This window comes from [Clostridium] ammoniilyticum (assembly GCF_025566905.1).
GTDB classification, from domain to species: domain Bacteria; phylum Bacillota_I; class Bacilli_A; order Erysipelotrichales; family Coprobacillaceae; genus Faecalibacillus; species Faecalibacillus intestinalis.
In genome coordinates this window covers 1-22,597 of sequence record NZ_JAOQJR010000019.1, presented here as the reverse complement: position 1 = coordinate 22,597, position 22,597 = coordinate 1, and the positions used below count along the sequence as shown (strand labels likewise).

Genomic DNA, 22,597 nt, shown 5'->3' with positions numbered 1-22,597 from the left:
CATGTTGTACAATATGTATTGTAACAAAATGCAAATCATTTTGAAAGCCTTTTCATACATAAAATTTCATTTTTTTATAAAAATATTTAAAATATTATTTCAAAAAAAGAAATGAAATTAATCATTTCTTAAATTGTTGATGTTGAGCTTGAATATAATCATGATACCACTTAAAACTATCCTTCTTATAACGTTTATAAGTACCATTTCCTAAATTATCACCATCTACATAAATAACTCCATATCTTTTTGCCATTTCACAGCTTCCAGCTGAAACAATATCAATAACACCCCACATAATGTAACCAATAACATCAACACCATCATCAATGGCTTCTTCTATTTGTTTAAAATGTTGTTTTAAATAATCTATTCTATAAGGATCATGAATTGAAAAATCACTATTTAATTGATCTCTTGCTCCTAAGCCGTTTTCTGAAATAAAAATTGGTTTTTGAGTACGATCATACATTTTATTGAGCATAATTCTAAGACCAATTGGGTCAATTTGCCATCCCCATTCACTTGCTTTTAAATAAGGATTTTTAGTTGAAACTACTAAATTACCTGCTGTTTGTTGTCCATCTTCTTGAACAGTAGCAATTGAACTTGAATAGTAAGAAAAGCTAACAAAATCACAAGCATATTCTTTTAACAATGCTTCATCGCCCTCTTCCATTTTTAAATGAATATCATTTTCTCTAAAAAAGCGATCCATATAACTTGGATAATGACCATTAGCTAAAATATCAACTGCAAACCATTGATGTATTTCTTCATCTCTAACGGCTTTTAAATTATCTTCTGGTGAAGATGTTAAAGGATAATAACAAAAACATGCGACCATACATCCTGATTGACTTTTAGGAGATAATTCTCTTGCTATTTTAATTGTTTGTGCACTTGCAATAAATTGATGATGAAGTGATTGAAAAACAAGACTTTGATTATAGGATTTGTCTTTTTCTTTAACTAAACCTACGCCATTATAAGGACTAAAATAACCTGCATTTATTTCATTAAATGGTAAAAAATAATCAATATATTGTCCCCAATGCTCAAAAACAGTTCTCGCAAATCTTTCATAAAAAATAACTAATTTTCTATTTGTCCAACCACCATAATTTTCTACTAAATATAGTGGTACAGCATAATGATTCATTGTTAAAAATATTTTCATACCCGCCTTATGAACTTCTTTAAAAATATGATCATAAAACGCGATTCCTTTTTTATTTGGTTCTAACTCATCACCTTGAGGATATAATCTTGCCCAACTTATTGAAAATCTATAAATATCAATCCCTAATTCCTTTAATAAAGCAATATCTTCATCTATATGATGATATCCATCACTGCCTTTTCTAAAAGGATAATTTCCAATACCCTGACATTTTTTTGCTTCATCTATAACATCTTGTGTGAGTAAGCGTGTTGCTGTTGTAGCATCAGAAGTTCTCTTTAAATAAGGTCTACAATCTTGTGTATCTAAACATTTTCCATCTAAATCATAACCTCCTTCATATTGACTACTAGCAGTTGCTCCACCCCAAAGAATATCTTTTTTCTTTTGTATATATACCATTTTATGTCCTCCTTTTAAAAACTAAGGTGATTTCTCACCTTAGTTTCTTTGCAAGTATATAGGCACCATATTCTGGTGTATGAATAGGTGGAATAAGATTAAAACGATTTCCTAATTGATCTTGAAGATGAGGAATAATAAAGGAACCTGCATGTTGAAATACACCGCCTATATAAGAGACGTTAATGGGAGATTTAAAATTTTTAGATAACAAGTTAATAAGTTTATATATTTCTTCTGCAGCTTGTTTATATATTTTTAAAGCATTAGGATCTTTTTCTTTTGCTGCTAAGCCATTGATATAAGCTAAAGCAGCTATTTTTGTACGATCATGATTTAAATTATTCATAAAAGTAATAATGTCATAATCATTTACTAAATGACATTCTCTTTTAATTAAATCATATAAAATCGTCTTTTCTAAACGACCATCAACTTCTTGACAAAAAACATTCAACATCTTTTTAGCAATCCAATAAGCACTTCCTTCATCACCTAATTGATAGCCCCAACCACCACAACGTTGTAACATACCTTCCTTTAAGGAAAGCGCAATACTACCCGTTCCAGCAATCACAACAATACCATCTTGACCATCAAGAGCACCTTCTATTGCTATTTGTACATCACTTTTTAAAACAAATGGTCTATTTTTAAATGCTTTTAAACAAATATCCTCTATTTCTTTTCTTATTTTTTTATCTTGTCCATATCCTGCTAAACCAATACCAATTTTTGAAACACTTTGTGGATCTAATTGTTCAACTCCAGCTTTTAATATTTCAATACATTTTTTTGGCGTTTGACTTAGAATATGAACAGTTGGTAAAACTATTTCTTGACATATATTTCCATCATCATCATAAGAAACCATTTTTGTCTTTGTTCCACCACCATCAATACCTATATACATAAATTTCACCTTTTATCCTTCAATAGCTTCTTTAGCTTTTTCTTCTTCTAATAATTCCTTATCATACATTTTAAAGAATGGATAATATAACACAACAGAGATTACAATTAAAATAATATTCAAAACTGCTGCTCTCCAATCTCCTCCACATGCAAGATAAGCACCAATTGGTCCAGGTAATGTCCATGGAGCAATTGTAACAGCACAATTAACTAAATGCATTGCTGTAGCAACCCAAGCAATTGTTGCCAAAACTAAAGGAATAACAATAAAAGGAATTAATAACATCGGATTTAAAACAATTGGTGCCCCAAAAATCATTGGTTCATTAATGTTAAAAATAGATGGTAAGATTGTTGTTCTTCCTAAAGTTTTTCCATATTTAGATTTTGCTTTAAAACAGAATAAGATAGCTAATCCAAGTGTTGCTCCTGATCCACCAATATGTACAAACCATTGTAAAAATGGTTCAACACCAATATGTGTTGCTACTTTTCCAGCAGCTACCGCAGCTGTATTTTGGTCTAATAAAATTAACCAAATTGGTCTTGCAAGAGAACTAACAATAGAATCTCCATGAATACCGAATGACCAGAAAAACATAATTAAGAAAATAATAATTAATGTTGATGGTAAAGTATCTGTTGCATTTACTAATGGTTTAATAAGTGCTCCGACAATACTATGAACATCAATACCTAACCACATTGTAATGGTAGACATTCCTAAAATAATAATAATTGTTGGTGTTAAAGATTCAAAAGATCTTGCTACTGCTGGTGGAACAGCAGCAGGCATCGTAATTTTTATACCTTTTACTTGTGTAAATCTATAAATTTCAACTCCAATAAATGCAGATAAAATTCCAATAAACATACCTGCTGATCCTAAGTTTTCTGCAGGAATAACATATCCTGAAGGAAGTTGTTGTAAAAATGCATTTAATTCTGCATTTTTACTTGCTAATGCAGTAATTGAATCAGTCACATCTGGAATAGAGACAGGAACAATCGTTAATAAGAATGTTAACTCTGCCATAATTGCTCCACTTAATCCATCTAAATCATAAGATTTTGCAAGTGAATAACCAATTCCAAAAACTGCATATAATGTCATAATATACATTGACATTCTATATGGTAATAAAATAGCTACTGCATTAGCTTTGATAAACTTCGCCAAAGCCCATGATTCAGGCATTTGATTATATGAAAATGCAACAACCATTAATAACGAACTTACAATAATAATTGGTAAAGTAGCAATGATCCCATCACGAATAGCACGTAAATGTCTTTGATTGGAAAGTTTTTCCAAAGGACCAGCAAATTTACCTTCAATAATGTTCGAGAACTTTTCAAACATATTTTTTCCTCCTATCTAATCATTAATATCATCACAAAAGCCATGATTGTAAATATACCTGCAACAATCCAAAAGCTTTTACACATTCCTTTTTTTCTTTCAATATAAAATTGTGAATAAGCAACAGATAAACCACATACAATTGAACTAATAATTGCATTAGGAAGGCGAAAATCAATATGTAAATAATGAAAACCATTTACACAAACAATTAAAGATAACATTGTAGCACCTAAAATCAACAATGCACTTTTAAATCCAAACATTGGAATATCATAGTCTGTTACCCCAAACATATTTTTATATGTTTTATTTTTTTCATTTTTTACAACATATCTTTTCATTGCTTATTCCTCCTATAAAAAACTTCTAACTGTTAGGCTAATATTACCTTTATTCTTTTCAAGAGCTTCTTGACATTCTATTTCATCTTTACCCGTAAGACCCATTAAAATAGCAATCTTAACATTAAACTTGCTTTTATTTAATAGTCTTGTTGCTTCTGCTTCATCACAATCAACAGATTGGCAAACAATAGAAACAGCTCTCATTTTTAATTTTTCATTTGTTGGTTGAACATCAACCATTAAGTTTCCAAATACTTTTCCTCTTTTAATCATCACTGAAGTTGAAATCATATTTAAAACCATCTTTTGTGCTGTCCCAGCTTTCATTCTTGTTGAGCCAGTGACAACTTCTGGTCCTACAACAACTTCAATAGGATAATTAGCGTACTTTGAAATCTCTCCATTTTGAACACAACACAATGAAATTGTAGAACAGCCAATTTTGCGCGCATATTGCAATCCTGCAATTACATAAGGTGTTCTTCCTGAAGCAGCAATTCCACAAACAATATCTTTGTCATTTAAATCTATTTTTTCTAAATCTATTTGTGCTAATTGCTTCGAATCCTCTGCACCTTCAACTGCTTGAGTAACAGCTTTAATCCCTCCAGCAATAATTCCTTGGATAAGAGTAGGTTCAACTCCATAAGTTGGTGGACATTCAGAGGCATCTAGTATTCCTAGCCTTCCAGAAGTTCCAGCACCTACATAAATTAATCTTCCACCTAAACACATTTTTTTATAGATACAATCAACCGCTTGAGCGATTTGTAATATGACGTCTTGTACTACAAATGCTACTTTTTGATCTTCATTATTAATTGTTTTTAAAATATCAATAGTTGACATTTCATCAATATGTAATGAATTTTGGTTTACTTTTTCTGTATCTAACTGATTTAATTTCATTAATATGGCCCCTCCTTCCAATATCATTATATTATTATTGAAATATTATTTCAATAATAATTGATATATTTTAAAATATTATTTCCAAAATAAAAGATTCATTTTGAAATGAATCTACTTTTTAAGAATTGAAACATTATTTCTTGAATCAATCAAATTATCTTTATTTTTATCAAAGTTCTTTTTAAACACACCATAATACAATAAATCAGTAATTACAAAAGAAGAAATTCTTGATGAAACTGCTCCTATACGTAACTCCTTTTCCTCGCTTGGTACTCTAAGTGCAACCGTACTATTTTTTGATATAAGATTTTGATTAATTTGTGTAATTGAAATATACGGAATATTTTTTTCAACTAAGATTTTAGAAATATCTACCAATCCTGCCGTTGTTCCTGAATAACTGATGATCAATGCCATATCATCCTTTGTCATACTTTGCGTAAATGTCATTTGAATATGTAAATCATTATTATAAATAACCTTTTTCCCAATTCTGATTAATTTTTGTTCAATATCATTAGCAATAACTGAAGAACCACCTACTCCAAACAGATAAATAGTTGATGCATTGCATAAAAGATTTATAGCATTTTCTAAATCACTAACATTAATCAATTGATATGTTTTCAATACCGTATTCATATTTAAACGACATCCTTTATCTACTAAAGATGTCATATCATCATTTTCATTAAAAATAATATCTACATCTAAATCATGTTGCTCATTTGAATGAGATTGTGCTAAATTCATTTTTAAATCACTAAAACCTTTAAAACCTATTTTTTTAGAAAACCTAATAATAGCTGCGGCAGAAGTATTTGTCTTCTCTCCCAATGTTTGTGCAGAATAATTTAAAATCTCATTACCATGTTCAAGAATATATTTCGCTATTAATTTTTCTGTCGATGTATAACTTTCTTCAAATTCTCTAATTCTTACAAAACCATTCACACTATCATCTCCTTATTTTCATTATATCAATCACCATCAATAAATTCTATCCTAAAAAGAAGCTAGTTTCCTAGCTTCACAAACTATCACGAAAGGTAAACATATGGACAATCATCACCAGTGATAGTACATATTTTATGTGCATTATTATTTTAACATTTCTATTTAAATATTTTTTATTTAAGAACATATTGGTCTTTATTACTTTTTAATAATACTCTCTCTTGGATTATCTAAATGATATTCTTTTGCCCATTTTCTAAAATGTCTATTAATATATGAATTAAGTTGCACCATATCTCGTTTATTAAGATAAATATCAACCAATCCAAGAGGATCTTCTATTGGATAATTTTTAATTCTTTCCATCATTTGATAAACAAATTCATTATTCATAATTTGAAAAGAATATGTATCATGTTGTGTGACAACATCTAAATCTACATAATAATTCATATGAACAACTAATACTCTCATTAGACCTATTGAACTTGACATAGATAATTTAAAACATTTTACATCACTATAGTTTATTTTTGTTTGTCCATATTGAAGATAATCTTTATAAAAATATAAGCGATCATAAATCGTTCCATAATCTAAAACGTGATCAACTGCTATTTTAACTTTTCTTCTTTTAATATAATTATTAATTCTTTCATCTATATTTTCTAAATCAAGATGTTGTTTTTTAATCATATCTTTTTTATTTTCTAAAACATCTCTAATCGACTTCTTATCATTTATAATTTGTTTGATTTCTTCAATCGTGACATCCATTTCTCTTAATAATAAAATAAATTTAATTCTTGAAACATCCTCTTGATTATAATTTCGATAATTATTGCTATCTCTTGCTGGTTTTACCAAACCTTCATTTTCATAATAAATCAATGTTTTCTTTGTTATTGATAACATTTCTTCTACTTCATGTGTTGTCATATCCATCACCTCTACCCTTATTAAACAGTATAACCTTAGGATATGGTCAAGCACTTTTTATAATAAAGACAAATATAAAATATACATATTTGAATAACTACCATCTTTTAACATAAAACCTACCGGAATCATGCCAACTTCTTTAAAACCTAAAGATTTAGATAATACTGATTTACATGCTTATATAATAGCTAATGAATTGATTATTGATCAATTCAAATAAATCATTTCATTATTTAAACAACAAGAACGTCTACAAAATATGTTAAGTTTTATTCACCAAAATTATTATAAAAGTATTTCTTTACAAGATATTGATGAAAGTGGAAATATGAGCATAGCTCAATGTTATCGTTATTTTAAAATGATTGTTAAAATGTCTCCTTATGATTATTTAATTCACTATCGTTTATTAAAAAGTATTGATTATCTTTCAGATTCTACTTTCAATATTACTGAAATTTCTGAAAAAGTTTGTTTTCAAAATGTAAATCATTATATCCAAATATTTAAAAAGGCATACACTTTATCACCTAAAAAGTATCAAAAAAACATAGAAAAAGGAATTTACAATAATGCAAATTCCTTTTCATTCTTTCATTTGACAATTTCCATCCAACATAAATAATCAGCGATCTTTACCTTCATCCCTTCTAGAATATGAACTCTTTGAAGAGGCGTCACTAAAGATTCTAATGTTCTCCAAAACACTTTTTCGCTCATTTCTTTATTATTTATATAGAATTTCATTTTGATTCCCTATCCTTTTTATATTTTTTATAAGACAACCAAAATTAATTTTAGCACAACACTCTTTTCAGTTCTATATTTCAAAAACATCTCTAAGTCGTATATGTCCATTACTTCTTTTTTCATTAATACATCCTAATATTTAATTTTTAAACATGATTAGTATATCATATTTAAAAAGTACAAACAAGAATACGAAAATTACATAATTCTTCAATATTCTTGTTCTATATATTTATTACTACAATTAGCAATCTTTTTTATATTTAGTTACTTTCGTCCTCTGAAGTATCATGAACTTTATGTTCTTCTAAATACTTACTGACTTCTTGATAATCCTCTGAATGTCTAGAACGATAAACGCATTGATTACTACTCATATATATACTCATTACCGATTCTATATCTTCTATAGCTAAATCTTGTAAATGTTTCTTAAAAAAGTTCATGAAACCATCAGCATCATTAAATCCATTATAAGGTGGTACTTTATTTATTAAGATTTTAGAAAATTCTGCTAAATCGAAATCTACACTTTCTTTTACAGCATCATATAATGTCATTGAATAAAGTGGTTGTTGAACTATACTGTTATCTTTGAAAAATTCATATGGAGTTTTATTAGAACGTGGATAAAATAGTCTATAATATTTTATCCCATTTGGATTCAGTAAAATTTCGTTGCTGATATATTCAAACAATGACACATCTTCTTTGATTATATCCAATAAAATTGGAAAATTTAAAATAAGTTCTATTAAGGATTGTTTTCTTTCAGAAGAGTTTTCTAAATTTTCAATACTAATACTTAATAATTTTTTTCTAACATCTTCTTCTTTAAATAATCTTTCAAAGCCATTTTTCCTTATATGATCTGTCATAGCGTAAACAAATGCAAATAATCCATAAGCATTTCTTTCTGCATCTTTATCAGTAGTAATAAATAATAATTTTAAAAATGTTTTATACGACATTTTTAGTGAATCATATGTCATACGTTCCAAATAGTTTTTGGTTATTTCATTTTTTATTCTTTCATCCAGACTATTTTGAGAAATATCATCAATTCTTTGTGAATAAATTTCAACAACTTCTTCTACTATAGAAAATAAATCCATAATAAATGGTGCTTTAACAGAAAGTATATTATCATACATTGAACATATCAACATTCTAGCTTGATAATCCTCTGGAACATATAATGTATTATCATTGACCTTCAAATGAGCACATTTGTGTCTACACTCTCTTAAATAATTTACGTCCTCTGTAAATCGATTAAAATACAACTTACAATTTTTATTAAAGAATTCAATTATTTTCTTTTCGACTTCTAAATATTTTTCATTTTTTAAAATTAATTCATTAATTTCTGCTAATTTTTCCTCAGCCTTATTATTCCCCTCACTTGCCATAGTTTGTAATTTCATAAACAAATCATAAATAACAAATGAATATAACAAAACAATAGTTGCCCTATAATTTTTACTATAGTAACATTGTAAAATTTCTTCAAAATATTGTCGAGAATCTGGATTGTCGAAAACTCTTAAATCTCTTTCATCAAATAGCATATTTCTTCTCCTTTATATATTTTTAAATTAAAATAATTTGATATTATTTATTATTTTAATAATATCAAATATTACATTTTTCAACAAATTTTACTAAATAAACTTGTTTATATTATCATAACATTTATTTTAATTTACTCATAGTAAATTCACACTTTTGATTATCTATTGTTTATATTTGATAGTGTAAGATATTTTGTGTAAATTATGATTTTTCAATTATAGAAAATGGACATATAAATAAAAAAAATAGTAAATCACTTGATTTACTATCTCATCTGTCATATTCACTTTTAAAATCATTAAACTATTTCAATCCAACATAAATAATCGGCAATCTTCACTTTCATCCCATCCAAGATATGTACTCTTTGCATTGGACTTACTAATGATTCTAGTGTTCTCCAAAATACTTTTTCACTTAATTCTTTATTGTTAATATAAAATTTCATTTGGTTTCCTGCTTTCTTTTAATGACATCCATTTTACCTCATCTCTGAAGTAAAAAATAGCGATTTTTAGATAGTGACACCCTTTTATATGGGTGACATCCACGTAAATCGCTATTTTTTGATTCTTTAAAATATCTTAAAAAACGTTGATTTCATCGACAATTTTTCGATGACATCCATTTTAACTCTTAATTTTGGTGGAGATGGCGGGAATCGAACCCGCGTCCAAAAGCAATTCCTCCAAAGCGTCTACAGTTTAGTCCATTGAATAATTTAACTTGGCTACAATCAACGAACAATTTTACACCAAGCGATTCTTTAAATTTTCGTGGTTAAAGTCAAGACTCCTTCAACCCTTATCCTAAAAGTTATAATACTAACAAATAGCTATAGGCTCACTAAATGTTAGCAGCTTTCATGTCTATGTCGACTAAGCGAAAGCGTAATTAGTTTGTCTGTTTCCAGTTATTTTTTGTTTGAGTTTAACGTACTCCAACGACTGCAGCTAAGGTCAAACATACCCCTGTCGAATCCAAGACATCCCCAGATTAGTAGTAATTTTTAAGAGACTTTTCGATATCTCTTTTTGCAGCTTTTTCTTTTAGATCATTACGTTTATCATAAAGCTTTTTACCTTTAGCAAGCGCAATTTCTAATTTAGCTTTAGATCCACTAAAATACATTTTAGTAGGTACGACAGTTAAGCCACCTTCTTTTAACTTATTAGTTATTTTAAGGATTTCTTTTTTATGAAGCAAGAGTTTTCTTGTTCTTCTTGCTTCATGATTAAAGATATTTCCATGATCATAAGGAGCGATATGCATGTTTTCTACATAAACTTCGTTATTTTTGATTCTTACAAAAGAATCTTTTAAATTCACATTACCTAAACGCACAGATTTAATTTCAGTTCCTTTTAATTCAATACCTGCTTCATAAGTATCTAACAAGAAATAATCATGATGTGCTTTTTTATTTTGAGAAATGATCTTCATACATATCACCACCTTTTCTATCTTCTTTTTCTTTTAAACTTTTGTTTTGGCTTTCTATCTCGTCGCTTATTTATTATAACAGTTTTTTTCTTCTTTTTGTTAGATTTCATACCAACAATTTGAAAATCTATTGTTTTTTCTCTTTTTGAAGCAGCTGAAACCTTAATTTTGACTTTATCAGACATCTTAAATCGTCTTCCAGTTCTTTTTCCAATTAATTGTAGATTTATGTCATCAAAATAATAGAAATCATCTACAAGATCTTCCATACGAATTAATCCTTCAATCGTATTTGGAAGTTCAACAAACATACCAAAGTTTGTAATTGAAGAAACAATTCCTTCAAAAGTTTCACCAATATGGTCTTCCATATATTCAGCCATCTTCATATCATCTACTTCACGTTCAATATCAATTGCTTTTCTTTCAAGCGAAGAAGCTTGATCAGCAACATTTTGCATAATAGAAGCAAAATGGAAAAGAGTTTCTTGATCTAATTTCTTTTTAAATAAATACGTACGTATCAAACGATGAACCATTAAATCAGGATAACGTCTAATTGGTGATGTAAAATGTGTATAATATTCATCCGCTAAACCAAAATGTCCTAAACATTGTTCATCATATCTTGCCTTTGCCATGCAACGAAGAAGTAATGTAGAAATAATCACATGTTCATCTGTTCCTTTACTTGCTTCAACGATTTTACTTAATTCTTTAGAATGAATATCTTCTAACGAACCTTTTATTGTATAACCTAGAGTTCTAGAAATTGTAGAGAATTTTCTTAATTTATCTACCTTAGGATTTTCATGAACACGATAGATAAATGGTAAATCAAGCCATTTAAAATGTTTTGCAACTGTTTCATTAGCAACTAACATAAATGATTCAATAATACGGTCACTTTCTCCACGTTGTCTTAAAACAACATCTGTTGGTTTACCTTTTTCATCAACTAATACTTTAGCTTCATTTGTATCAAAATCGATTGCTCCACGATCTTCTCTTGTTTTTTGTAAAATTTCAGCAAGTTCTTTCATTAAGAAAAATAAATCACATACATGGCTATACTCTTCTTGTAGTTTTTTATCCCCTGCAAGTATTTTATTAACATTATTATAAGTCATTCTTTCAGTTGAATTAATAACTGATTCAACGATATCATGGTCAATGACTTCCCCTTGAGGGGTAATTTCCATAAAACATGAAATTGCAAAACGATCCACATGAGGATTAAGTGAACAAATTCCATTAGATAATTTATGAGGAAGCATTGGAATAACACGATCCACTAAATAAATAGAAGTTCCTCTTGCAAGTGCTTCTTTATCTAATTCAGATCCTTCTTCTACATAATAAGAAACATCAGCAATATGTACCCCTAAATAATAATTTCCATTCTTTAATCTTCTTAAAGAAATTGCATCATCTAAGTCCTTGGCATCATCACCATCAATCGTAACAATCGTTTCATTTCTTAAATCAGTTCTTGTTTTAGCTTCTTCTTGATCAATTTCATTTTCAATTGATTCGATTTGTTCATAAACTTCTTTAGGAAATTCAACATGTGCTTCATGTTGAGAAACAACAGATAAAATATCAACCCCTGGATCTCCTACATGTCCTAAAATTTCTACGACATTTCCTTTTAAATAAGGTTTATACGTTTTAATTTCAACAACAACTTTATGTCCAGCTACTGCACCATGACTATGTGCATGATCTATATAAATAGGTTGTGTAAACTTTTGATCGTCAGCATCAAAGACAAGTTCTCTTTTAGCGTTTTTCAACAGCCCAACAAGTCTTGTTTGTCCTCTTTCAATAACTTTAACAATTCTACCTTCTTGACGCGATCCTGTTTGATGCTTTTTAAGTTCAACCATGACTGTATCCATATTAAAAGCATCTTTTAAATCTCTTGAAGAAATAAAAATATCATCACTTTCTTCATCAATAATGACAAAACCAAAACCTCTTTTATTAATATGTAAAACACCTACAATATAATTAGAATTTTCTATTAATAAATATTCATTTTTATCATTTCTTACAATTTTACCCTCATCTTCTAATTGATTTAAAGCTTTAAGCAAAACTGTAAAACCTTCACTATTATTTAGATCTAATACATGTTGTAATTCATGAATTGATCTTTCTTTATCTTTTAATATATCCAAAATTCTTTCTTTCATCTTCTCACCTCCAAAAAAAATAGGACGCCTTGCGTCCTATTATTCATTAATTCATACGTAGTAGAATTGCGATCACGAAGAAGGCAATACTCAAAATCATTGTCATTCTAGACATTACTAAATCAACACCACGTTCTTTTTGTTCAGCAAAAAGATTTGAACTTTGACCAGTTAATGCATTAACAATATCATCTGATTTTCCACTTTGTAATAAACATAATATAATAAGAGCAACGGAAATAATAACCATAGCAACCTTTAAAATTGTTTCAAACATATTTTTAACCTCCTTCGATTAATTTAATACATTGCATAGCAAATATTATCATAAAAAGCTCATAAACACAACATAATTTTAAAATAACTTATGCATTATCTAACCCACAAACATAGTAACGATCTTCTACCCTTACAACCGTTACATTGACTGTCGAATTTAAGCCTTCAATTTCTTCATTAAACGTTAATGAAATCAAAATATTATAATAATCATTATCCTCTAATCCAGCAATTGTTACCTTTGAAGGTGAATAAGATATAATATTATATTTTAAAACCTCTAATTCTGGATATTGATTTTTATAACTATAAAATGATGTTTGTGCATATTGACTAAAGTTTTCCACCATTTCAGGATACATATAATCAACACCACCTATTTCATTTTTTTTCTTATCTACAAAAGTATAATAATCACACACAAAATAAGCAGCCACTAATTGACATTCATCTTCTTCATCTTTATTTTTATAACTTGTATCTAGTCTTGCATAAATATTATTTAATAGTTCGCTATCTCCAGATTTAATGTATGGAGATTGTACTGTTTCAGTTTTTATTGGTAAAGGCGTATCTTTAGATGTCATAAAATAACCAACACCTACAATCATAAGTAAAAAACATAGCGCAATAATTAAATGATCTCTCATGGCTTTTTGAGGAGATCTTCTTTTACGATAACGATCTAAAAATTTAATTTTTGGTAATTTATCAGAATCAATAAAAATATTTACAATTGTTAAAATTGGTTTATATTTTCTAGAAATCATATCTGTTACTTCTACAAATATTTCAAACATAATCATTAAAGTAATAAATAAAATTGTTCCTGCAGTTGGATTATAATAATATAAATAAGATGAAAGTGAAAATAAGAAAGTGACTAAATAAAGCACTAAAACACTTTTTCTTTGTCCTAATTTTAATTTAAACATCAAATTATGATGTAAATGCCCTCGATCCGCTTCACTAAATTTTTTATGATGTATTTTTCTTCTTAAAATTGCTATTAAAGTATCCATGATTGGAACCATTAAAACAATAATTGGTGCTCCTAAAGTAAAAAAAGCAGAAGCATTGTATCCAAATCCTAATAAAGAAATAACTGAAATCATGAAACCTATATATAAAGCTCCACAATCCCCCATAAAAATTTTTGCTGGATGAAAATTAAAAAACAAAAAGCCCATAATACTTCCAGCAAGAATGAGTGATAAAGAAGCAATGTCACTTCTTCCAGATAATAAAGAAGTCATTGAGATAGTAACAAGGACAATAATTGAAATACCTGCAGATAACCCATCTAACCCATCAATTAAATTAATCGCATTAGTAATTCCTACAATCCAAAATAAAGTAACAATCCCTGAAAGAAATGTCATCGCATCACTTGGGAAATATCCAAATCCTTTTATATAGATTTCTCCATAAACAATGACAATCAACGCCGCAATCACTTCAAAAATTAATTTTACTTTAGGGGATAAATCATGACTATCATCATAAAGCCCTACCATAAAAATTATAAATCCTGCAACCATAATAGCATTTATTTGATGATCCGCTTTCAAAAATAAGGCTGATCCTATAAGTGAACTTAAATAAATGGCATAGCCACCAATACGTGCTATTTCATGTTTATGAACTGTTCTTTTATTCATATGTGCAACAATTCCTAATTGATTTCCAGCTTTAATTACAAGTGGAATCATTAAAGCTGAAATGATTGTTGTTACAACAAATGAAAGAATGACCGTCAGTGACATTTTGCCACCTCCTTTATGCCTATATTATTCATTATTTTTTAGTAAATTTCAACTTTTAAATAGCTCTAAGACTTGTATTTGGACAAAAACTTGTCTATACTAGTATATAAGGAGGAATATGTTTATGCATAGTTTAGGAATCTCTGTTTATCCCGATAAAAGTGATATTAAAGAAGTTTATGAATATATGGAAACTGCCGCTAAATTAGGTTTTTCTAGAATCTTTACTTGTTTTTTATCGATTCCAGATGATAAAAGAGAAAGTTATTTAAAAGAATTTAAAGGATTCATGGATAAAGCTCATGAATTAGGATTTGTTGTTGCTGCTGATACAAATCCAGAAGTATTTAAATTAATTGGAGCTACTCCAAATAATTTAAAACCATTTGCAGATTTAGGATTAGATATTATTCGTTTGGATGGTAACTTTGGTACTCAAGGAGATATCGCTGTTACTAGAAATCCTTATGGTATTAAAATCGAATTCAATGCAAGTATGGATGCTGGTGTTGATTTATTAATTAAAAATGGTGGAAATAAAGACCAAATTATTATGTGTCATAACTTCTTCCCAGAAAGATATACTGGGCTAGATTTTGATTTATTCCAACAATTCAATAAACAATGGAAAGCATTAAATCTTCATACAGCTGCCTTTGTTTCAAGTCACAATGATCCAACAATTGGTCCTTGGGAAGTTTTCTGTGGTTTACCTACAGTAGAAATCATGAGACCTTTACCAATTGAAGTACAAGCAAGATATTTATTAGCTACTGGTGATGTTGATGATATTATCGTTGGTAACTATCCAGCAAGTACAGAAGAATTAGAAGCATTATCAAAAATCAACTTCCAAGCTTTAGAATTACGTGTTGATGAAGTACCAGAAATTACTGATAATGAAAAATACATCATGTATGAATTTGCTCCACACTGGGATCGATACGATCATTCATCATTTATGTTAAGATCAAGTTTCCCAAGACTTCAATTCAAAAACCAAGCAACTGTTCAAGATTCAGGATTTGGTGATAAAAAAGAAGCTAAAGAAGACAAATCTATTCCACATCATGACTGTGGTAAAAAAGTATTCACTCGTGGAGATGTATTAGTTGTCAATGATAACTTAGCTCATTATCGTGGTGAATTAGAAGTCGTCTTAACTGAAATTCCAAATGATGGTGAAAGAAACTTAATTGGTAAAATTAAAGATGAAGATTTAGGTTTATTAGATTTCATTAAACCAGGTCAACATTTCAAATTTATTAAATAGTTTAAATGAGGTTCGATCGAACCTCATTTTTTAAGCTTGAAAATATTTTTTCATTTCTTCTTTTTCTATACTAGATAAATCTAATAGGTCCATTGCTTTATCTAATGGTATTGCCATTTTTTTCATTAAATTTTTAATCGATGCAATTCTTTCCAATTTTTGTCCTTGTACTAGTCCTTGTTCAAGCCCCATAGAATGTCCTTTTTCTATATTTTCTCTGGCTATCATTTCCCCTAAATTACACATCTTTTTAACCTCCTTCTCTATTTCTTCAAATCCATATTCTTTCATAACTTCTTTCTTTATCAAAAGATCGTATGTATTATTTAAAAATATGACTAATGGTGTCTTTATCCAATCACTATCTTCATACTTATCTTTGATATCATGATCTTTATTTAAGTATATCATAATTTGTTCGCTTTTATCATAACTTTCTAACCTTTCAATAGTACTTCCGCTGATATTGTGTTCATTTGTTTTATAACAATTGACATGTCCATCTCGCTTTTTAGCAGCTTGTGGAAGTATCCATATGACATAGGTCTTTTTCATCCCATCATAGTTTCTATAATCATATTCCTTTCCATTTTGACTGGTAATCATTCTTGAAAGATAATCATTTCCTCTTGTTAGTGGGGCATAGCCGGGATTCTCTACATTTTGTATCTCTACATCTAGATAAATTCTTTTCATTGTTCCATCAGTTTGTGGCAGATTGATACAGCAGAAATAATCGAATTCCACTCTTCCATGATGAGCAATATCGATGACATTATTTAGCTGTTGGAAATAAGAATTCCCTTTCTGATCCTTCTTTCCTTTAACAAGTTCAATGATTTCTTCTAAAGATACATCCTTAGCTTCTTTAATAAAACCTTTAATGATTCTTCCTAAGATTTCAGGATGTCCTAATATTCTTTTACAGAGTTTATCGATCATGATAATATGATCATTTGATGTGATTTCTAGTACTTTTTCCATTTAGTTTTTCCTCCTATTATTATATAGACAATTTTTTGATCTTTTTCTTTTTATTTTTTTTAAAAAAGCAAAAAAAATAACGAAATAAAAATTTCGTCATTAATAAATCCTTTTTAAATATTCTTCTAAACCATTTTCATCTACATGACCAATAACTTCATCTGCCACTTCTTTTAATTGATCAACAGCATTTTTCATAGCAATTCCATGACCTACATATTTAATCATTTCTAAATCATTTAAGCCATCTCCAAAAGCATAACTATGATCTTTATCAATCTTCAAATGTTCTAGAACTTTTTCTACACCCGTTGCTTTAGAAGTATCTAAAGCACATATTTCAAATGAATTAGCTGTTCCGTGATGATCAAAATAAAATTTATCAGCAATATAATCAATAATTTTATCATGATCTTTTTTAGCACTTATTTCTATTTTTAAAGTACGATGCATTACTTCTTCTTTATCAAAATTTGTTATTAATTTTTCATGACGAATATCACAAATTTTAAAGAATTCAATAAAATTATGATAAGCAGGATCAATATAACAATCTGTTGCTGTTTCATAATTATATTCACAATCAACACTTTCTAACATTTTCATTAAACCAATCACTTTTTCATAGGGAATTCTATTTTCAAAAATAATTTTATGATTTAATTCCACATGCGCTCCATTACATAAGACAAAACCATCAAATCCAGCCTCAATAATTTGATTAGAAATAAATGCTAAAGGTCTCCCTGAAGCAACAAATAAATAATGCCCAGCATCTTTTAATCTCTTAAGTTCCTTTTTTACTCCTTCAGGGATTTTTAATTCACTATTTAATAATGTTCCATCTATATCAAAAAATAATACTTTTTTCACCATTTTCACCTCAGATGAGATTGTATCATTTTTAACTATTCAATTTGTATAATTTCTAGATAAGAAAAAAACTGTTCAAAAAGAACAGTCTATTTCATATAGTGTAAGTTTTCTAACATCACACCGCATCCATTAGCAACACAATTTAATGCATCATCTGCTACGAATACAGGAACATTTAATTCAGATTCTAATAATCTATCTAAACCAGTTAATAAAGCTCCTCCACCTGTTAAGAAAATACCACGTGATACGATATCAGCAGCTAATTCTGGTGGTGTTTGTTCAAGAACATGTTTAGTTTCTTTAACAATTGTTGCACAAGTTTCTCTAAGTGCTAATTCAGTTTCGTTTGATGTAATAGTAATTGTATGTGGTAATCCAGTTACTAAGTCTCTACCACGTACTTCAAATGTTTTATCAGATGATCCTTTTACAGCAGAACCAATTTCTAATTTAATTTGTTCAGCAGTACGATCTCCAATTAATAATTTATATTTATCTTTAACAAATTTAATAATGTCCGCATCCATGACGTCACCAGCAATTTTTAAAGATGAACTTGTTACAATATCACCTAAAGATAATACTGCAATATCAGTAGTTCCTCCACCGATATCAATAACCATATTACCTGTTGGTTTATTAATTTCAAGACCAGCTCCAATTGCTGCTACTTTTGGTTCTTCTTCGATAAATACCTTTTTAGCTCCACATCTTTCAGCAACATCTCTAATTGCTGATTTTTCAATTGAAGTGATGTTAGATGGACAACAAATCAAGATTGTTGGTCTAGCAAAAATTCCTTTTAAATTTAATTTATTAATAAAATGAGTTAATAAGATTTCAGTAATTCTAAAATCTGCAATAACTCCATCTTTTAATGGTCTAATTGCTTGAACCCTACCAGGAGTTTTACCTAACATATCTTTTGCCTCTTGTCCTACAGCTAATGGCTTTTTAGTTTCTTCATCTATTGACACTACTGAAGGTTCATTGACTACAATACCTTCACCTTTGACATAAATTAATATATTTGCAGTACCTAAATCGATACCAATTTCTTTTGATAATGCCATTATTTCTCCTCCTTGTATGTTTTTTCCTCAATATTGTATCACGATTTTATTGAATTACAAGGCAAAAAAACAAAAGACACTAATTTTTTTATAAATATAAATTTATCATGATGACGTCTTAATTTTTTCAATTTTTTGATTAAAATATTTATCAGGATTTACAGTTTTATCATCAATTGAAACAATAAAATGTAAATGTTTTTTTAATGTTGATTGATAAACATTATTTCCTGCTTTTCCAATAACATCTCCTTGTTTCACTTGATCTCCTTTTTCAACTTTAATATCATCTAAAGATTGATAAATTGTTTGAATACCTTTTTGATGTTCAATCGTAACAATCCATCCTAATAAAGAATCATTTTCTTTTCTAATAACAGTCCCACTTGCACTCGCATAAACATCAAAGCTTTCATTATCCTTTGTATAATCAATCCCATCATTAGGACGATAGACTCCTTCAAAATAAACAAGTGCTTCTTCTAATTTTTTATCATCTAAAGACGTATCATAAAAACCCTTACTTACTTTAACATCATCATTAACTGGTTTTTTTAAGATTTCACTTCCTTGATTTTTATTTTCATCTTTTGTTTCTACCGAAACTACTGGTACATCTTCGAATGGTTTTAAATTCTTAACAATTTCCTGAATAACACCGGCACCTATTAAAAATAATAAAAGTGAAGTCATAAAAATAAATGTTTTTTTATTCCTCTTCAATAATCCTTTCATGCTTTTCACCTCTTAAGAAGTGTAACCATAAAATCATTCTTTATTCTTTGAAATCTCTACTCCTTGATAATAGTGTTTTAAAATAGCTTGATAATTATATCCTTCCTTTGCCATTCCTTGTGCACCATATTGAGACAACCCAACTCCATGTCCACATCCTTTAGTCACAAAAATATAAGAATTTCCTTCTTTAACTATTTCAAAATCACTTGAAGACAATTGTAGTTTTTCTCTTACTTCCCTACCACTATATTGTTTTTGATTAATAAGAATAGATTTAACTCTCCCACTAGGATAGTGTTCTAAAAAACGATATTGAAACGAACCTCCAAAAAGTGAATTAAGCTGTGCTTTAGTATATTTTACTTTTCTTATAAACTGAGGATCATATTCTTGATCCCAATGTGAATCTACAGAAACCAAATACGGTTGACTTGAACCTTTAAAATAGTTTTCTACATTTTCGCTTTTTCCATTACTGCTTGAATAAAAAAGAGCTGAAATACACTTTCCTTGGTAAGTTAAGATTTCACCCTTAGTTTCTACAATAGCTTTTTGAACTTTCTCTTTATATTCTTCATAATGATCACTCCATGAAACCTTCATCTTTTCATCATCTAGATAAACTTGTGTATTGGTTGTATTATCTACACTTAATAAACGTGAATAAACAAAAGTTCGACTTGCGACAACTTGTGCTTTAATTGCTTCAAGTTCAAAACTTGCCGGCATTTCTCCAGCAACGACCCCTAATAAATAGTCATCTAAAAGAATTTTTTGTGTATTACCTCCAACTTGTACACTTACATAAACATCTTCATTTTCTTTTCCTTTATATAAAGAATCTTTCTCTTTGGTTGGTTGATACAACAAAATAATCGCTAATAAAATAAATAGAATAAGTAATAATTTAAAAAAAATAGTTTTCATATTTTAATATATGAAAACTTAAATTAAAAATGTATTGTTACAAAATCTAAAATAAAAGATGCAAATAAATAACCCAAAGATACAGAAGCAACAAGATATAAACAATAGAATTGTTTTAATTTCCCCTTAAGAATATATTTTTCATAATGAAAACAACTTAACCCATACATTGAAGATAAAATAGAAAACAAATAAACAATTAACTTTAATATCTGATATGACATATATTTCTCCTCATATAACCCATTAATCTGCATATAATAAACAGGGTGATCATTTTGACAAATAAAACTTTACAATATCTTATCTATAATCGACTCTATTCAGCAAGTATGTACGAACTTCTTGCAACCCAAGCTCCTACAAAAATATTACAAATTCAGATGAAACTTTACCAAGAAGAAACACTTAATAATGTTTCTTATCTTGATCGTTATTATCAAGAATTAAACACATCAAGTTATCATCCAATTGTAAAAGAGCCTGTTAATCAAGGAAGTTTTAAAAAAAATATACATTGGATGTTAGAGTATGAAGGATCAAGCACGAAAATATTTTGCAGTGAAAGTTTTAACGCGAATAACGACGAACAAATAAAAAACCTAACCTCCTATATTTCTTCTATAATTGATCAAAGAAACACAAAACTAACAAATATATATTTGAATATACTTGATGAAGAAATCGCAAATAAATAAAAAACATCACCGAAATGATGTGATTTACAAATGGTGACTCGTACGGGATTCGAACCCGTGAATGCATGCGTGAAAGGCATGTGAGTTAACCGTTTCTCCAACGAGCCACATGGCGCTTGAAGTAGGACTCGAACCTACGACCGATCGGTTAACAGCCGATTGCTCTACCAACTGAGCTATTCAAGCCTATTCAATTAAATGGAGCGGGTGATGGGAATCGAACCCACGTAGTCAGCTTGGAAGGCTGAAGTTCTACCATTGAACTACACCCGCATTACTTAATGCTTGTTAATGATAACACATTAATCAAGTAATTGCAAGAACTTTTTTAATTTTTTATTTTTTTAATGGAGCGGGTGATGGGAATCGAACCCACGTAGTCAGCTTGGAAGGCTGAAGTTCTACCATTGAACTACACCCGCATTGAATGGTGCCCAGGGCCGGAGTCGAACCGGCACGGATTTTAAGGTCCGCAGGATTTTAAGTCCTGTGCGTCTACCAATTTCGCCACCTGGGCTTATTCAGTTAAATGGTGACCCGCAGGCGACTCGAACGCCTGACCCTCTGATTAAAAGTCAGATGCTCTACCAACTGAGCTAGCGGGTCATACCTTATGGCTGGGGTAGCTGGATTCGAACCAGCGCAATGACAGAGTCAAAGTCTGTTGCCTTACCGCTTGGCTATACCCCATTCATTAGATAGATGGTGGAGAGGAGTGGATTCGAACCACCGAACCAAAAGGAACTGAGTTACAGTCAGCCGCGTTTAGCCACTTCGCTACCTCTCCATCATGGTGCCGGCTAAAGGACTTGAACCCTCAACCTACTGATTACAAGTCAGTTGCTCTACCAATTGAGCTAAGCCGGCATCTTCTATAATTTATTTCAAACACTATTTTAATGGTGGAGGCTAACGGGCTCGAACCGCTGACCCTCTGCTTGTAAGGCAGATGCTCTCCCAACTGAGCTAAGCCTCCTTGACTAGTGCCCA

At 29.2% G+C, this 22,597-nt stretch carries 22 protein-coding genes, 10 tRNA genes and 1 other RNA gene; 3 read left to right on the top strand and 30 right to left on the bottom strand.

Going from position 1 to position 22,597, the window contains the following annotated elements:
• Positions 1 to 121: 121 nt before the first annotated feature.
• The 7 genes from OCV55_RS13030 to OCV55_RS13000 all read right to left on the bottom strand — a co-directional run bounded on the left by OCV55_RS13030 (position 122) and on the right by OCV55_RS13000 (position 7,021).
• Positions 122 to 1,585 (bottom strand): glycoside hydrolase family 1 protein, encoded by a 1,464-nt coding sequence (locus tag OCV55_RS13030; RefSeq protein ID WP_267309947.1) that lies wholly within the window; start codon positions 1,583 to 1,585, stop codon positions 122 to 124.
• A gap of 34 nt (positions 1,586 to 1,619) precedes the next feature.
• Entirely contained in the window at positions 1,620 to 2,498 is an 879-nt protein-coding gene (locus tag OCV55_RS13025) for an N-acetylglucosamine kinase (RefSeq protein WP_117783342.1), read from the bottom strand.
• 12 nt (positions 2,499 to 2,510) lie between these two features.
• Entirely contained in the window at positions 2,511 to 3,863 is a 1,353-nt protein-coding gene (locus OCV55_RS13020; RefSeq protein WP_147580830.1) for a PTS sugar transporter subunit IIC, read from the bottom strand.
• 11 nt (positions 3,864 to 3,874) lie between these two features.
• Positions 3,875 to 4,207: a hypothetical protein gene (locus OCV55_RS13015; protein WP_032089731.1), complete on the bottom strand. Its 333-nt coding sequence runs from the start codon at positions 4,205 to 4,207 to the stop codon at positions 3,875 to 3,877.
• 12 nt (positions 4,208 to 4,219) lie between these two features.
• Entirely contained in the window at positions 4,220 to 5,119 is a 900-nt protein-coding gene (gene murQ, locus OCV55_RS13010; RefSeq protein ID WP_032089730.1) for an N-acetylmuramic acid 6-phosphate etherase, read from the bottom strand.
• A gap of 114 nt (positions 5,120 to 5,233) precedes the next feature.
• A complete protein-coding gene (locus OCV55_RS13005; protein ID WP_032089729.1) occupies positions 5,234 to 6,079 on the bottom strand; it encodes a MurR/RpiR family transcriptional regulator in 846 nt (281 codons plus the stop codon).
• 201 nt (positions 6,080 to 6,280) lie between these two features.
• Positions 6,281 to 7,021 (bottom strand): MerR family transcriptional regulator, encoded by a 741-nt coding sequence (locus tag OCV55_RS13000; RefSeq protein WP_267309946.1) that lies wholly within the window; start codon positions 7,019 to 7,021, stop codon positions 6,281 to 6,283.
• 262 nt (positions 7,022 to 7,283) lie between these two features.
• Here OCV55_RS13000 and OCV55_RS12995 point away from each other — a divergent pair, with 262 nt between their 5' ends.
• Positions 7,284 to 7,649, top strand: a complete 366-nt coding sequence (locus OCV55_RS12995; RefSeq protein ID WP_147580828.1) for a helix-turn-helix domain-containing protein — start codon at positions 7,284 to 7,286, stop codon at positions 7,647 to 7,649.
• A gap of 388 nt (positions 7,650 to 8,037) precedes the next feature.
• On the opposite strand, the gene OCV55_RS12990 is transcribed toward OCV55_RS12995, so the two are convergent.
• The 7 genes from OCV55_RS12990 to OCV55_RS12960 all read right to left on the bottom strand — a co-directional run bounded on the left by OCV55_RS12990 (position 8,038) and on the right by OCV55_RS12960 (position 15,035).
• Positions 8,038 to 9,345, bottom strand: a complete 1,308-nt coding sequence (locus OCV55_RS12990) for a hypothetical protein (RefSeq protein WP_118470202.1) — start codon at positions 9,343 to 9,345, stop codon at positions 8,038 to 8,040.
• Between the two features lie 302 nt (positions 9,346 to 9,647).
• The gene (locus tag OCV55_RS12985; protein WP_022000981.1) at positions 9,648 to 9,797 is read right to left on the bottom strand and encodes a hypothetical protein; all 150 of its coding nucleotides are present in this window, start codon (positions 9,795 to 9,797) and stop codon (positions 9,648 to 9,650) included.
• A gap of 195 nt (positions 9,798 to 9,992) precedes the next feature.
• Positions 9,993 to 10,342, bottom strand: a transfer-messenger RNA (tmRNA) gene (ssrA, locus tag OCV55_RS12980).
• 3 nt (positions 10,343 to 10,345) lie between these two features.
• Positions 10,346 to 10,792, bottom strand: a complete 447-nt coding sequence (gene smpB, locus OCV55_RS12975) for an SsrA-binding protein SmpB (protein WP_032089679.1) — start codon at positions 10,790 to 10,792, stop codon at positions 10,346 to 10,348.
• Between the two features lie 17 nt (positions 10,793 to 10,809).
• Positions 10,810 to 12,990, bottom strand: a complete 2,181-nt coding sequence (gene rnr, locus OCV55_RS12970; protein WP_147580827.1) for a ribonuclease R — start codon at positions 12,988 to 12,990, stop codon at positions 10,810 to 10,812.
• Positions 12,991 to 13,036: 46 nt separating this feature from the next.
• Positions 13,037 to 13,267 carry a preprotein translocase subunit SecG gene (secG, locus tag OCV55_RS12965; protein ID WP_022001041.1) on the bottom strand — a complete coding sequence of 77 codons (231 nt, stop codon included), beginning with the start codon at positions 13,265 to 13,267 and terminating at the stop codon, positions 13,037 to 13,039.
• 88 nt (positions 13,268 to 13,355) lie between these two features.
• Positions 13,356 to 15,035 carry an MraY family glycosyltransferase gene (locus tag OCV55_RS12960; protein WP_147580826.1) on the bottom strand — a complete coding sequence of 560 codons (1,680 nt, stop codon included), beginning with the start codon at positions 15,033 to 15,035 and terminating at the stop codon, positions 13,356 to 13,358.
• 124 nt (positions 15,036 to 15,159) lie between these two features.
• Here OCV55_RS12960 and OCV55_RS12955 point away from each other — a divergent pair, with 124 nt between their 5' ends.
• Positions 15,160 to 16,308: a DUF871 domain-containing protein gene (locus OCV55_RS12955; RefSeq protein ID WP_119362653.1), complete on the top strand. Its 1,149-nt coding sequence runs from the start codon at positions 15,160 to 15,162 to the stop codon at positions 16,306 to 16,308.
• Between the two features lie 30 nt (positions 16,309 to 16,338).
• Here the strand turns inward: OCV55_RS12955 and OCV55_RS12950 are convergent, their stop codons facing one another.
• The 6 genes from OCV55_RS12950 to OCV55_RS12925 all read right to left on the bottom strand — a co-directional run bounded on the left by OCV55_RS12950 (position 16,339) and on the right by OCV55_RS12925 (position 21,133).
• Positions 16,339 to 17,292: a hypothetical protein gene (locus OCV55_RS12950; RefSeq protein WP_147580825.1), complete on the bottom strand. Its 954-nt coding sequence runs from the start codon at positions 17,290 to 17,292 to the stop codon at positions 16,339 to 16,341.
• A gap of 99 nt (positions 17,293 to 17,391) precedes the next feature.
• Positions 17,392 to 18,165 carry an HAD family hydrolase gene (locus OCV55_RS12945; protein WP_267309945.1) on the bottom strand — a complete coding sequence of 258 codons (774 nt, stop codon included), beginning with the start codon at positions 18,163 to 18,165 and terminating at the stop codon, positions 17,392 to 17,394.
• Positions 18,166 to 18,254: 89 nt separating this feature from the next.
• Entirely contained in the window at positions 18,255 to 19,244 is a 990-nt protein-coding gene (mreB, locus tag OCV55_RS12940) for a rod shape-determining protein (protein WP_022001045.1), read from the bottom strand.
• Positions 19,245 to 19,349: 105 nt separating this feature from the next.
• Positions 19,350 to 19,979 carry a M23 family metallopeptidase gene (locus tag OCV55_RS12935; protein ID WP_032089673.1) on the bottom strand — a complete coding sequence of 210 codons (630 nt, stop codon included), beginning with the start codon at positions 19,977 to 19,979 and terminating at the stop codon, positions 19,350 to 19,352.
• A gap of 33 nt (positions 19,980 to 20,012) precedes the next feature.
• On the bottom strand, positions 20,013 to 20,909 hold the full coding sequence (spoIID, locus tag OCV55_RS12930; RefSeq protein WP_147580823.1) for a stage II sporulation protein D: 897 nt from the start codon (positions 20,907 to 20,909) through the stop codon (positions 20,013 to 20,015).
• Between the two features lie 23 nt (positions 20,910 to 20,932).
• Entirely contained in the window at positions 20,933 to 21,133 is a 201-nt protein-coding gene (locus OCV55_RS12925) for a DUF1146 domain-containing protein (RefSeq protein WP_032089671.1), read from the bottom strand.
• A 54-nt stretch (positions 21,134 to 21,187) separates the two neighbouring features.
• Here OCV55_RS12925 and OCV55_RS12920 point away from each other — a divergent pair, with 54 nt between their 5' ends.
• On the top strand, positions 21,188 to 21,607 hold the full coding sequence (locus tag OCV55_RS12920) for a hypothetical protein (RefSeq protein WP_147580822.1): 420 nt from the start codon (positions 21,188 to 21,190) through the stop codon (positions 21,605 to 21,607).
• Positions 21,608 to 21,638: 31 nt separating this feature from the next.
• On the opposite strand, the gene OCV55_RS12915 is transcribed toward OCV55_RS12920, so the two are convergent.
• From OCV55_RS12915 to OCV55_RS12870, 10 genes are all read right to left on the bottom strand, one after another.
• Positions 21,639 to 21,714, bottom strand: a tRNA-Glu gene (locus OCV55_RS12915).
• Between the two features lie 3 nt (positions 21,715 to 21,717).
• A tRNA-Asn gene (locus OCV55_RS12910) sits at positions 21,718 to 21,793 on the bottom strand.
• A 13-nt stretch (positions 21,794 to 21,806) separates the two neighbouring features.
• Positions 21,807 to 21,880: transfer RNA gene (locus OCV55_RS12905), tRNA-Gly, on the bottom strand.
• 75 nt (positions 21,881 to 21,955) lie between these two features.
• A tRNA-Gly gene (locus OCV55_RS12900) sits at positions 21,956 to 22,029 on the bottom strand.
• A 6-nt stretch (positions 22,030 to 22,035) separates the two neighbouring features.
• A tRNA-Leu gene (locus tag OCV55_RS12895) sits at positions 22,036 to 22,124 on the bottom strand.
• A 13-nt stretch (positions 22,125 to 22,137) separates the two neighbouring features.
• Positions 22,138 to 22,213, bottom strand: a tRNA-Lys gene (locus tag OCV55_RS12890).
• A gap of 8 nt (positions 22,214 to 22,221) precedes the next feature.
• Positions 22,222 to 22,297 (bottom strand) — tRNA-Gln (locus OCV55_RS12885).
• A 13-nt stretch (positions 22,298 to 22,310) separates the two neighbouring features.
• A tRNA-Tyr gene (locus tag OCV55_RS12880) sits at positions 22,311 to 22,394 on the bottom strand.
• Positions 22,395 to 22,398: 4 nt separating this feature from the next.
• A tRNA-Thr gene (locus OCV55_RS12875) sits at positions 22,399 to 22,474 on the bottom strand.
• Between the two features lie 33 nt (positions 22,475 to 22,507).
• A tRNA-Val gene (locus OCV55_RS12870) sits at positions 22,508 to 22,583 on the bottom strand.
• Positions 22,584 to 22,597: the final 14 nt, after the last annotated feature.

Excerpts from the sequence above, each read along its gene's own strand:
- OCV55_RS12950 (WP_147580825.1), bottom strand. The coding sequence starts at position 17,292 with ATGGAAAAAGTACTAGAAATCACATCAAATGATCATATTATCATGATC.
- OCV55_RS13020 (WP_147580830.1), bottom strand. The coding sequence starts at position 3,863 with ATGTTTGAAAAGTTCTCGAACATTATTGAAGGTAAATTTGCTGGTCCT.
- OCV55_RS13000 (WP_267309946.1), bottom strand. The coding sequence starts at position 7,021 with ATGACAACACATGAAGTAGAAGAAATGTTATCAATAACAAAGAAAACA.
- OCV55_RS12935 (WP_032089673.1), bottom strand. The coding sequence starts at position 19,979 with ATGAAAGGATTATTGAAGAGGAATAAAAAAACATTTATTTTTATGACT.
- OCV55_RS12985 (WP_022000981.1), bottom strand. The coding sequence starts at position 9,797 with ATGAAATTTTATATTAACAATAAAGAATTAAGTGAAAAAGTATTTTGG.
- OCV55_RS12955 (WP_119362653.1), top strand. The coding sequence starts at position 15,160 with ATGCATAGTTTAGGAATCTCTGTTTATCCCGATAAAAGTGATATTAAA.
- smpB (WP_032089679.1), bottom strand. The coding sequence starts at position 10,792 with ATGAAGATCATTTCTCAAAATAAAAAAGCACATCATGATTATTTCTTG.
- OCV55_RS12925 (WP_032089671.1), bottom strand. The coding sequence starts at position 21,133 with ATGTCATATCAGATATTAAAGTTAATTGTTTATTTGTTTTCTATTTTA.
- OCV55_RS12995 (WP_147580828.1), top strand. The coding sequence starts at position 7,284 with ATGTTAAGTTTTATTCACCAAAATTATTATAAAAGTATTTCTTTACAA.
- spoIID (WP_147580823.1), bottom strand. The coding sequence starts at position 20,909 with ATGAAAACTATTTTTTTTAAATTATTACTTATTCTATTTATTTTATTA.
- rnr (WP_147580827.1), bottom strand. The coding sequence starts at position 12,990 with ATGAAAGAAAGAATTTTGGATATATTAAAAGATAAAGAAAGATCAATT.
- OCV55_RS13025 (WP_117783342.1), bottom strand. The coding sequence starts at position 2,498 with ATGTATATAGGTATTGATGGTGGTGGAACAAAGACAAAAATGGTTTCT.
- OCV55_RS12990 (WP_118470202.1), bottom strand. The coding sequence starts at position 9,345 with ATGCTATTTGATGAAAGAGATTTAAGAGTTTTCGACAATCCAGATTCT.
- secG (WP_022001041.1), bottom strand. The coding sequence starts at position 13,267 with ATGTTTGAAACAATTTTAAAGGTTGCTATGGTTATTATTTCCGTTGCT.
- OCV55_RS13030 (WP_267309947.1), bottom strand. The coding sequence starts at position 1,585 with ATGGTATATATACAAAAGAAAAAAGATATTCTTTGGGGTGGAGCAACT.
- OCV55_RS13015 (WP_032089731.1), bottom strand. The coding sequence starts at position 4,207 with ATGAAAAGATATGTTGTAAAAAATGAAAAAAATAAAACATATAAAAAT.
- murQ (WP_032089730.1), bottom strand. The coding sequence starts at position 5,119 with ATGAAATTAAATCAGTTAGATACAGAAAAAGTAAACCAAAATTCATTA.
- OCV55_RS12960 (WP_147580826.1), bottom strand. The coding sequence starts at position 15,035 with ATGTCACTGACGGTCATTCTTTCATTTGTTGTAACAACAATCATTTCA.
- mreB (WP_022001045.1), bottom strand. The coding sequence starts at position 19,244 with ATGGCATTATCAAAAGAAATTGGTATCGATTTAGGTACTGCAAATATA.